Origin of the sequence: Sphingomonas sp. GC_Shp_5 (assembly GCF_026540855.1) — a bacterium.
GTDB lineage: Bacteria > Pseudomonadota > Alphaproteobacteria > Sphingomonadales > Sphingomonadaceae > Sphingomonas.
In genome coordinates this window covers 132,146-140,013 of sequence record NZ_JALNUP010000009.1, presented here as the reverse complement: position 1 = coordinate 140,013, position 7,868 = coordinate 132,146, and the positions used below count along the sequence as shown (strand labels likewise).

At 68.2% G+C, this 7,868-nt stretch carries 6 protein-coding genes; 2 read left to right on the top strand and 4 right to left on the bottom strand.

The genetic code is table 11. The features are described from left to right. Positions 1-97: 97 nt before the first annotated feature. From OXR60_RS09560 to OXR60_RS09545, 4 genes are read right to left on the bottom strand one after another with little or no spacing between them, the layout of a single operon-like run. On the bottom strand, positions 98-1,405 hold the full coding sequence (locus OXR60_RS09560) for an MFS transporter (protein WP_267395645.1): 1,308 nt from the start codon (positions 1,403-1,405) through the stop codon (positions 98-100). 20 nt (positions 1,406-1,425) lie between these two features. Continuing rightward, the gene (locus OXR60_RS09555) at positions 1,426-2,220 is read right to left on the bottom strand and encodes a fumarylacetoacetate hydrolase family protein (protein WP_267395644.1); all 795 of its coding nucleotides are present in this window, start codon (positions 2,218-2,220) and stop codon (positions 1,426-1,428) included. A 51-nt stretch (positions 2,221-2,271) separates the two neighbouring features. Then, positions 2,272-3,720 (bottom strand): mannitol dehydrogenase family protein, encoded by a 1,449-nt coding sequence (locus OXR60_RS09550; protein WP_267395643.1) that lies wholly within the window; start codon positions 3,718-3,720, stop codon positions 2,272-2,274. Beyond that, entirely contained in the window at positions 3,717-5,186 is a 1,470-nt protein-coding gene (locus tag OXR60_RS09545; protein ID WP_267395642.1) for an altronate dehydratase family protein, read from the bottom strand. Before OXR60_RS09545 ends, OXR60_RS09550 begins: the two co-directional genes overlap by 4 nt. Positions 5,187-5,303: 117 nt before the next feature. Here OXR60_RS09545 and OXR60_RS09540 point away from each other — a divergent pair, with 117 nt between their 5' ends. Beyond that, a complete protein-coding gene (locus OXR60_RS09540) occupies positions 5,304-6,329 on the top strand; it encodes a LacI family DNA-binding transcriptional regulator (RefSeq protein ID WP_267395641.1) in 1,026 nt (341 codons plus the stop codon). Positions 6,330-6,412: 83 nt separating this feature from the next. Continuing rightward, on the top strand, positions 6,413-7,855 hold the full coding sequence (gene uxaC, locus OXR60_RS09535; protein ID WP_267395640.1) for a glucuronate isomerase: 1,443 nt from the start codon (positions 6,413-6,415) through the stop codon (positions 7,853-7,855). Positions 7,856-7,868: the final 13 nt, after the last annotated feature.

Genomic DNA, 7,868 nt, shown 5'->3' with positions numbered 1-7,868 from the left:
TAGGTCAAGCAGGCTCTCCCTGAAGCTCCCTCGACCTTCGGCGGCATGACCGCTGCGCAAGGACAAGGGGCTACGGTTGGGGCGTGATGGTCGAGCGTCAGGCCGCGTCAACCCGGGTCAGCCGGGGGCTGAGCAGGTGGATGACGACCACCGCGATCAGATAGGTGCTGCCCGCCACCGCGAAGATCGGTGCGTAGCTGCCGGTGGTATCGAGGATGTAGCCGGTGAACTTGGCCATCATCATGCCGCCGATGGCGCCGACGGTGCCGCCGATCCCGATCACCGAACCCACCGCGGCACGCGGAAACATGTCCGACGGCAAGGTGTAGAGGTTGGCCGAGAACGCCTGGTGGGCCGCGGTGGCGAGCCCGACGACGGCGACCGCCAACCACAAACTGCTGATATATTGCGCGGTGAAGATCGGCATCACCAGGATTGCGCAGACCAGCATGGTGATCTTGCGAGCGGCGTTGGCGGACAGCCCGCGCCGCATCAGCCGCGACGACGACCAGCCTCCCGCGACGCTGCCGAGATCGGAGATCACGTAGATCACCACCAGCGGGGGCCCGAAGCTCTTGAGATCGAGGTGGTAGGTCTTGGCGAGGAAATCGGGCGTCCAGAACAGGAACAGCCACCAAATGGGATCGATCAGGAACTTGCCGAGCGCATAGGCCCAGGTCTCGCGATAGCGGATCAGCCGGCCCCAGCTGATCGGCTCGACCGGATCGGCCGGATCGCTCTCGATATGGGCCAGCTCGGCGGGGGACACCCGGTCGCTCTCGCGCGGGCGGCGGTAGACGGCGATCCAGGCAACCAGCCACAGCAGGCTGGCGGCCCCAGTGACGATAAACGCCATCCGCCAGCCGAACGCGATGGTGAGGGCGGGCACGATCAGCGGCGTTACCACCGCGCCGATGTTGGCACCGGCGTTGAACACGCCGGTCGCGAGCGCGCGTTCCTTGGCGGGGAACCACTCGGTCACCGCCTTGATCCCGGCGGGGAAGTTGCCGCTCTCGCCGATGCCGAGGATAAATCGCGCGACCGAGAACTGGAAGGCCGAGCCGACGAAGCCGCACAGCGTGTGGCCGAGCGTCCAGATCACGAAGGCGATGGTGTAGCCGATCCGCGCGCCGACCAGATCGACGATCCGCCCGAAGCTCAGATAGCCGATCGCATAGGCCGCCTGAAACCAGAAGATAACATCGGCATAGGTCGTTTCCGACCAGCCGAGTTCGGCGGAGATGGTCGGTTTGAGCACGCCGATCATCTGCCGATCGACATAATTGATTGCGGTCGCGGCAAACAGCAGGCTGCAGATCACCCAGCGATAGCGACCGATCCGTGGCGGGGGCGCCGCCGCCTGCGGCTGTGCGGCGAGGGCGTCCCTCAATTCCTGTGTGGCCATGTTGTCCTCTCCCTCGGCCTCTAGCGGGCCTTGATCGTGCACCTGACGGTGAGCCGGCCGTCGAACGCCGCTTCCACGGTATCGCCGACCGCCACCTTATGGACCCCGGTGACGGCGCCGGTCGATATCCATTGCCCTGCGGTGAGCGGGATGCCGCGCGCCGCCATATGCTCGAACAGGTAGCGCGCGGCGCCGAACGGTCCGTCGAGCATCGCCGCCGCGGTGGCGGCGCCTATCTCTTCGCCGTTGATCGTCAGCGTCACCGCCCATTGGTTGATGTCGCCCTCGCGCCAGCCATCCGCCTCGGCACCGACGATCAGGCCATTGTTGTTGCCGAAATCGGCGACGGTGACACCGGGGCCATGGCTGTTGATGCCGGGGAAGGGCGAACTCGCGATCTCGATGCCGACGTGCACCGCATCGATCAGCGCGCGCGCCTGTTCGAGCGTGAAGCTGGTCTGTGCGGGATCGGGCGCGGCACCGATGCGCAGCAGGAATTCCGCTTCCGCGGCACCGAAGCCGTCGGCAAAGATCGGCATGGCGACGGGGTCGTCTGCGGCATCGACCACCTGGTCGGCGAAGATTGGGCCGGTCAGCCGGTCGACGCCGTCCTCGGGCGGGTTGATCCGGCCGACCTTCCAGCCGGCGACGGTGCCGCCGGCGATCGCCAGCGCCGCGTCTTGAACCTGATAGCCATCGGCAAGGCTCACGGGCATCGCGCCTGGAAATTCTGCGAGCGCGCTGCCGGTGCGTCGCGCCTCGACAAAGGCATGCGCGATGCGCTCTGCCGGCCTGCTGGATTCGCTCTGCTGCACCCGCCCCTCATCATCTTATGATTGTTGATTCCGGCGTATGGGAAACCGGTGTCATTGGCAAGCCGACAGCAGCTTGTCCCAGTCGTTATCGAGCGCCGCGTTCGCAGCCAGGTCGATCGCCGCGAGCAGCGGTGCATCGTCGAGAAGGGCCGCGGGCAGGGCGATGCGGCGTTCGGCAAGCCAGCGGATCACCGTTGCCGGCGTGCCGTCCGCCGCGGCGGCGGTGAGCATCGATGCCGCCGGATCGATCACCGCTAAGCCGGTGCGAATGCGGGTGATCACGAAGGCGACCCAGCTGCCGAGCGCGGCCACGACATGGCCCGGCATGCGCCCGGCATGGCGGTTCGCCGCCAGCGTGTCGCCGAGCCGGTAGGGTAGCTTCTGCGAGCCGTCCTGCGCGATCTGCTCGAGCCGATGAAGGATCGCGGGGTTGCGGAAGCGCTGGAGCACTGTCGCGCGATAGGTGGCGAGATCGAGCCCGGCGACCGGAGCGAGCATCGGAATGATGTCGCGACTGATCATTGCGTCGACAAAGGCGGCGAGCGGCGCGTCCGCCATCGCCGCGGCGACGCTGGCATGGCCGCGGAGCAGGCCTATATAGGCTAGCGTCGAATGGGCGCCGTTGAGGATGCGGAGCTTGGCCTGTTCATAGCCGCTGACGTTGGCGGTGAGGATCGCGCCGGCACCCGCCAGATCGGGGCCGAGCGGCACGCCGCAGTCCTCGATCACCCACTGGCTGAACGCCTCGCGCTGGACCGCGGCGCGGTCGTCCAGCCCCAGCGCCGCAGCGACATCGCCGTAGAACGGCTCATCGGACGCCGGCGTGATCGAATCGACCATGGTCGAGGGTATCCGAACCTCGCCGGTGATCCATGCGGCTAGCTCAGGATCGCGCACCCGGGCGAAGGCGACCAGCGCTGCGTGGAGCTTGGCGCCGTTGTCGGCGAGATTGTCGCACGGCAGCGGCACGAACGGTGCCACGCGGGCGGCGCGGCGCGCCGCGAGGCCGCCGACCAGCCAGCCGATCACGCTCGTCGGCGCGCCACTGCCGGCAAGATCCGCGGCGATATCTTCGTGGTCGAGGTCGAGCGTGCCATCGGCCCGGAGGCAATAGCCCTTCTCGGTGACGGAGGTGGTGACCAGACGGACCGCTGGATCGGCCAGCAGCGTGGCGGTGCGCGCGGCATCATCCGGGCCGAGGAAGGCGCGATGCGCGTCGATCACCCGCCAGGATGGTTCGGCGTCGCGGATCGCGAGGGTATAGAGCCCGTCCTGCTCGGCGAGCGTTGCGACGGTGCCGCGGCTGCGTAGCGAGACGGCGGCGATGCTCCAGCGCGGATCGTGATCCAGCACCCTGTCGATATAGCTCGCCTGATGGGCTCGGTGGAACGCGCCGGGGCCAAAATGGACCACGCCGACGCCGGGCGCGACGCGGCGGCGGCGGGGAACGTGGATGCCCGCCGGCACCTGTCCGAGCGTGTTGCGCGACAGGCGGCTCACAGCGTTACCCCACGCTTCCAAATCGCGATCTCGCGTTCGCCGTTGCGCTCGGCCGCGGTGCTGGCGCCGGACGCCGTGGCGGCAACCAGCCCCAGCAGCCGCTCTTCGGCGGTCGCAAAGCCGCCATCGAGCACCTGCCCGGCATCGAAGTCGATCCACCCGGGCTTGCGCTCGGCGAGCGCGGTATTGGAGGCGATCTTGATCGTCGGCACCGGGAAGCCCATCGGCGTGCCGCGGCCGGTGGTAAACAGGATCGCGGTGGCGCCCGCCGCAGCGAGGGCGGTGCACGATACCGCGTCGTTGCCCGGCGCCTCGAGCAAGCTCAGCCCGCTGGCTGCGACCCGCTCGCCATAGCGCAGCACCGCGGTAACGGCCGCGCGACCGCCTTTCTGCACCGCACCCAGCGATTTCTCCTCGAGCGTGGTGATGCCGCCGGCGACGTTGCCCGGTGAGGGGTTCTCCGACACCGGCTCGCCATGGTCGACGAAATATTGCTTAAAGCTGCTCACCAGCGCGACGACCTCGCCGAACACCCGCTCGTCCGCGGCGCGATCCATCAGCAGCTGTTCGGCGCCAAACATCTCGGGGATTTCGGTGAGGATCACCTGGCCGCCGGCCGCGTCGATCGCATCGCTGATCCGGCCGACCAGCGGGTTGGCGGTGAGCCCGGACAGGCCGTCCGAGCCGCCGCATTTTACGCCGAGCACCAGCCGATCGAGCCCGACCTGCTGGCGGCGCGTCGTCGCCAGCGCGGCCAGTTCGGCGACCTTGGCGACGCCGTCTTCCACCTCGTCGGCGCTGGCCTGGGCCGTCACCGTACGGATCGCCGGATGACGCCACGACGGGATCGCCGCCATCAAGGCATCGAGCTGATTTTCCTCACACCCCAGCCCGACCAGCAGCACGCCGCCGGCATTGGGATGGCAGGCGAGGCTCGCAAGGATAGCACGGGTGCCGGCGAGGTCCTGGCCAAGCTGCGAGCAGCCGTGCGGATGGTTGAAGGCGTGGACGCCATCCACCTGATTGCCGAGCATCGCCGCCGCTCTTGTCGCGATCCGCTCGGCGGTGCGGCCAACACAGCCGACGGTAGGCAGGATCCAGATCTCGTTGCGGGTGCCAACCCGGCCATCGGCGCGGACGTAGCCGTCAAACCCTGGCAGCGCCGCCAGCGAGGAGATCTCGTTGGCCGGTGCCGGGCGGTAGACATAGGCGCCGGCACCACGCAGCGCGGTCGCGAGATTGTGGCTGTGGACGTGCTCGCCGGCGGCGACGTCACGCGTGGCATGGCCGATCGGGAAGCCGAACTTGATCACCGGCTCACCCGCCGCGATGGCGCGCAAAGCAACCTTCTGACCGCGCCCGATCGGTTCGCGAAGAACGACCTCCTCCACCCGCTCGCCCGCCGTCGCATCCACCAGCAACGTGGCGACGGTATCGGCCGGGACGATCGTCAAGCCTGTACGCATCACATCCTCTTCGTCCGGTGCCTTGCCAACTGCGCCGGTAACCGGTGTCAGCATAGCGGCTGGTGAAGCTCATGTGCAAGGCTAGTGCTGCCGCCGCCATCCGGCTATGCCTGATCGATGCGCAAGACCGGACAGCCGACGATCAACGATGTGGCACGGATCGCCGGGGTGTCCAAGAAGACGGTAAGCCGGGTGATCAACCGCTCGCCGCTGCTCAATGACGACACCCGCAAGCGGGTGGAGGAGGTGATCGGCGGGCTCGGCTATGTGCCCAACCCGCAGGCGCGCGCGCTGGCGCTGCGGCGTAACTTCCTGATCGGGCTGGTCCACGACAATCCCAATGCGCAGACGGTGATGAACGTCCAGCAGGGCATGCTCGAGGCGCTGCACGATACCGAGTTCGAGATGGTGGTGCGGCCGGTCGACCGCGGCTCGGCGACGATGCTGGAGGATCTGCGGCACTTCCTGGAGCGCCAGCGCCTGTTCGGCGTGTTGCTGATGCCGCCGATCAGCGAGAATGAGATGGTCGCCAAATTGTGTGAGGATGCCGGCTGTCGCTATGTGCGGATGGGCTCGGTGGTTCTCGACGATGCCGAGCATATGGTCGCCTCCAACGATCGCGAGGCGGTGCGCAACGCCACCGATTATCTGATCGCGCAGGGGCATCGGCGCATCGGACTGGTCGGCGGCCCGCACGGCTTCCGTTCGGCGCGGGAGCGGCGGGCGGGATTTGAGGAGGCGCTGTCGGCAGCGGGCATCGCGCTGCCGCGAAGCATGGTTGCCGAGGGCAATTACACGTTCGAATCGGGCATGGTCGCCGCCGAACGGCTGCTCGACCTGACGCCGCGGCCGACCGCGATCTTCTCGTGCAACGACGAGATGGCGGCGGGCGTGATCCACGCTGCCTCGCAGCGCGGGCTGGCGGTGCCCCGCGACCTGTCGATCATCGGATTCGACGACACGCCGATCGCCGCCCATGTCTGGCCACCGCTGACTACGGTGCGCTGGCCGATCGCCTCGATGGCGCGCTCGGCGGCACTCAAGCTGATTGCCGACGAGGGCGAGGCGGAAGTCGAGGAACCGTCGCTGTTCCTGTCGACGTTGATCCGCCGCGGTTCGGTGGCCGCGCCGCCGCACGAGTGACGAACACAGTGGTTGCGCGACGTGCTGACACCGGTTACCAACGACGCGGCGCTCAACAGAAGCGATGACGGAGGAGGATAGCGATGGCGGTGCGACTTGAACTCCATCCCGATCGCCTGTTCCCCGCCGATCCGACCATGCGCGACATCGCGCGCGCCCTCTATGCGCAAGTGGCGACGCTACCGATCGTCAGCCCGCACGGCCACACCGACCCTGCCTGGTTCGCGGACAACCGGCCCTGGACCGACGCGACGACGCTGCTGCTCGCGCCCGACCATTATCTTTACCGGATGCTGTACAGTCAGGGCATCGACCTCGACGCGCTGGCCACCCCCCGTCGCGACGGCACGCCGGCGACCGACCGTCGCGCCGCGTGGCGGCTGTTCGCCAGTCACTATCATCTGTTCCGCGGCACGCCGTCGCGGCTGTGGCTCGACCATGTCTTTGCCGACCTGTTCGGGCTCAACGTGACGCTCGATGCGACGACCGCGGATCATTATTTCGATGCGATCGCCGAGCATCTCGCCACCGATGCCTTCCGCCCGCGGGCATTGTTCGATCGCTTCCGGATCGATTTCCTCGCCACCACCGAGGGCGCGCACGACGATCTTGCCGCGCATGCTGCGATCCAGCGCTCCGGCTGGCGCGGCCGGGTGGTGACCACCTACCGCCCGGACGGCGTGATCGACGTCGAGCATGAGGCATTCGCGCCGGCGATGGCACGGTTCGCCGCGCTCACCGGCGAGGATGTGCACAGCTGGCGAGGCTATCTCGCCGCACACCGCCGCCGCCGCGCCGATTTCCGCGCCGCCGGCGCCACCGCGACCGATCATGGCCATCCTACCGCCGCCACCGCTAATCTGTCGACCACCGAGGCCGAGGCGCTGTTCGCGCGGATCGTCGGCGGTCGCTGGTCGGCGGCGGATGCGGAACTGTTCCGCGCGCAGATGCTCACCGAAATGGCGGCGATGTCCGCCGACGACGGCATGGTGATGCAGATCCATCCTGGGGCCTATCGCAACCACAACGCCGGCCTATTCGCGAGCCACGGCCGCGACAAGGGTGCCGACATCCCGACGCGCACCGACTATGTCGGCGCGCTCAAGCCGCTGCTCGACCGGTTCGGCACCGACACGCGGTTGTCGATCATCCTCTTCACGCTCGACGAGAGCGCCTATGCCCGCGAGCTGGCGCCGCTCGCCGGCCATTACCCGTGCCTCAAGCTCGGGCCGGCGTGGTGGTTTCACGACAGCCCGGAGGGCATGCGCCGCTTCCGCGAGATGACCACCGAAACGGCGGGCTTCTACAATACCGTCGGCTTCAACGACGACACCCGCGCCTTCCTGTCGATCCCGGCGCGGCATGACGTCGCGCGGCGCGTCGATTGCGGCTTCCTCGCGCGGCTGGTTGCCGAGCACCGGCTTGCCGACTGGGAGGCGGCCGAGCTTGCCCACGAGCTGACCGACGGCCTGGTGCGCCGCGCCTATCGCATCGACGACACCCCCTCGGCTGCCGCCGCAGCCTGATCCAGCCCCGAAC